This is a genomic window from Psychrosphaera sp. 1_MG-2023 (assembly GCF_030548245.1).
Lineage (GTDB): Bacteria > Pseudomonadota > Gammaproteobacteria > Enterobacterales > Alteromonadaceae > Psychrosphaera > Psychrosphaera algicola.
In genome coordinates this window covers 1-3,289 of record NZ_JAUORW010000041.1, presented here as the reverse complement: position 1 = coordinate 3,289, position 3,289 = coordinate 1, and the positions used below count along the sequence as shown (strand labels likewise).

Below are 3,289 nucleotides of genomic sequence, written 5' to 3'. Positions count from 1 at the left end.
TGGGAGCCTGGCGGTGAGCTACTCTCGCATGACAAATGCCACACTACCATCGCCGCAGCTGCGTTTCACTTCTGAGTTCGAAATGGAGTCAGGTGGTTCCACAGCGCTATTGCCACCAGGCAAAAGCTGAATTGTAATCAATGTTCTACGAACATCGTTTACATAATTGATTTAACATTCAGAAAGCTCGTACCGCCTAAGGCAATACGTTATAAATAAAATTTGTATTCACACATTCAATAATTTTGACCATCAATGTCTTAAGAACACTTAAGCGTTGTATGGTTAAGCCTCACGGGCAATTAGTATAAGTTAGCTTAATGCCTCACAGCACTTCCACACCTTACCTATCAACGTTGTAGTCTTCAACGACCCTTTAGGACAGTTAAACTGTCAGGGATGACTCATCTCGAGGCTCGCTTCCCGCTTAGATGCTTTCAGCGGTTATCGATTCCGAACGTAGCTACCGGGCAATGCCATTGGCATGACAACCCGAACACCAGCGGTTCGTCCACTCCGGTCCTCTCGTACTAGGAGCAGCTCCTCTCAATCATCCAACGCCCACGGCAGATAGGGACCGAACTGTCTCACGACGTTCTAAACCCAGCTCGCGTACCACTTTAAATGGCGAACAGCCATACCCTTGGGACCGACTTCAGCCCCAGGATGTGATGAGCCGACATCGAGGTGCCAAACACCGCCGTCGATATGAACTCTTGGGCGGTATCAGCCTGTTATCCCCGGAGTACCTTTTATCCGTTGAGCGATGGCCCTTCCATACAGAGCCACCGGATCACTATGACCTACTTTCGTACCTGCTCGACGTGTCTGTCTCGCAGTTAAGCTTGCTTCTACCATTACACTAACCGTACGATGTCCGACCGTACTTAGCAAACCTTCGTGCTCCTCCGTTACTCTTTGGGAGGAGACCGCCCCAGTCAAACTACCCACCAGACACTGTCCGCAATCCCGATAAGGGACCAACGTTAGAACATCAAACATACAAGGGTGGTATTTCAAGGTTGGCTCCACCTGAACTGGCGTCCAAGTTTCATAGCCTCCCACCTATCCTACACATGTAGGCTCAATGTTCAGTGTCAAGCTGTAGTAAAGGTTCACGGGGTCTTTCCGTCTAGCCGCGGGTACACAGCATCTTCACTGCGATTTCAATTTCACTGAGTCTCGGGTGGAGACAGCGTGGCCATCATTACACCATTCGTGCAGGTCGGAACTTACCCGACAAGGAATTTCGCTACCTTAGGACCGTTATAGTTACGGCCGCCGTTTACCGGGGCTTCGATCATGAGCTTCTCTTGCGATAACCCAATCAATTAACCTTCCGGCACCGGGCAGGTGTCACACCCTATACGTCATCTTTCGATTTAGCAGAGTGCTGTGTTTTTAATAAACAGTTGCAGCCACCAGGTCACTGCGACCGGCTTCAGCTTAAGGAGCATGTCCTATCACCAAAACCGGCGTACCTTCTCCCGAAGTTACGGTACCATTTTGCCTAGTTCCTTCACCCGAGTTCTCTCAAGCGCCTTAGTATTCTCTACCTGACCACCTGTGTCGGTTTAGGGTACGGTTTTCAATCATCTGAAGCTTAGAGGCTTTTCCTGGAAGTATGGCATCAATGACTTCTACTCCGTAGAGTATCGTCTCGTATCTCAGTTCTAGCCGCCCGGATTTACCTAAGCAGCCAACCTACATACTTTCACACGGACAACCAACGCCGTGCTCACCTAGCCTTCTCCGTCCCCCCATCGCAATGATTAAAAGTACAGAAATATTAATCTGTTTCCCATCGACTACGCATTTCTGCCTCGCCTTAGGGGCCGACTTACCCTACCCTGATTAGCATGGGATAGGAACCCTTGGTCTTTCGGCGTGGGAGTTTTTCACTCCCATTATCGTTACTCATGTCAACATTCGCACTTCTGATATGTCCAGCAACCCTCTCGAGTCACCTTCAGCCACTTACAGAACGCTCCCCTACCTAGCGTAATAAATTACGCTACCGCAGCTTCGGTGTATTGCTTAGCCCCGTTACATCTTCCGCGCAGGCCGACTCGACTAGTGAGCTATTACGCTTTCTTTAAAGGGTGGCTGCTTCTAAGCCAACCTCCTAGCTGTCTAAGCCTTCCCACATCGTTTCCCACTTAGCAATAACTTTGGGACCTTAGCTGGCGGTCTGGGTTGTTTCCCTCTCCACGACGAACGTTAGCACCCGCCGTGTGTCTCCCGGATAGTACTTTACGGTATTCGGAGTTTGCATGGGGTTGGTAAGCCGGGATGGCCCCCTAGCCCAAACAGTGCTCTACCCCCGTAAGTATTCGTCCGAGGCTCTACCTAAATAGATTTCGGGGAGAACCAGCTATCTCCCGGTTTGATTAGCCTTTCACTCCTAGCCACAAGTCATCCCCTAACTTTTCAACGTTAGTGGGTTCGGTCCTCCAGTTGATGTTACTCAACCTTCAACCTGCTCATGGCTAGATCACCGGGTTTCGGGTCTATACCTTGCAACTAGACGGGCAGTTAACCCTCGCTTTCACTACGGCTCCCCTATTCGGTTAACCTTGCTACAAAATATAAGTCGTTGACCCATTATACAAAAGGTACGCAGTCACAGAACAAGTCTGCTCCTACTGCTTGTACGTATACGGTTTCAGGTTCTATTTCACTCCCCTCACAGGGGTTCTTTTCGCCTTTCCCTCACGGTACTGGTTCACTATCGGTCAATTGGGAGTATTTAGCCTTAGAGGATGGTCCCCCTATCTTCAGTCAAGGTTTCTCGTGCCCCGACCTACTTAATGTGTCCAATATAGCTTGTCGTGTACGGGACTATCACCCTTTACTGTGCAACTTTCCAGATGCTTCCACTAAACTATACTGATTCGGCTGTTTCCCTTTCGCTCGCCGCTACTCAGGAAATCTCGGTTGATTTCTTTTCCTCTGGGTACTTAGATGTTTCAGTTCTCCAGGTTTGCCTCGCATAGCTATGTATTCACTATGCGATACCCTAAAAGGGTGGGTTTCCCCATTCAGAAATTCTGGTCTATAACGGTTTTTATCACCTTAACCAGACTTATCGCAGATTAACACGTCTTTCATCGCCTCCAATTGCCAAGGCATCCACCGTATACGCTTATTCACTTAACCATACAACCTTAAGTATTCTCATACTGTCAGTCGTAGGTTATGCCATTTTGATTGCACTCGCTAAAAGTACAATCGACATAAATAACGCTTGAGTTTTCTTCTTACAGTGATAATCAAAATTATTTTTTAA

2 rRNA genes are annotated in these 3,289 nt (G+C 48.4%); both read right to left on the bottom strand.

Going from position 1 to position 3,289, the window contains the following annotated elements:
- Positions 1-5: 5 nt before the first annotated feature.
- Positions 6-120 (bottom strand): 5S ribosomal RNA (rrf, locus tag Q4575_RS19495).
- A 161-nt stretch (positions 121-281) separates the two neighbouring features.
- Positions 282-3,159 (bottom strand): 23S ribosomal RNA (locus Q4575_RS19490).
- Positions 3,160-3,289: the final 130 nt, after the last annotated feature.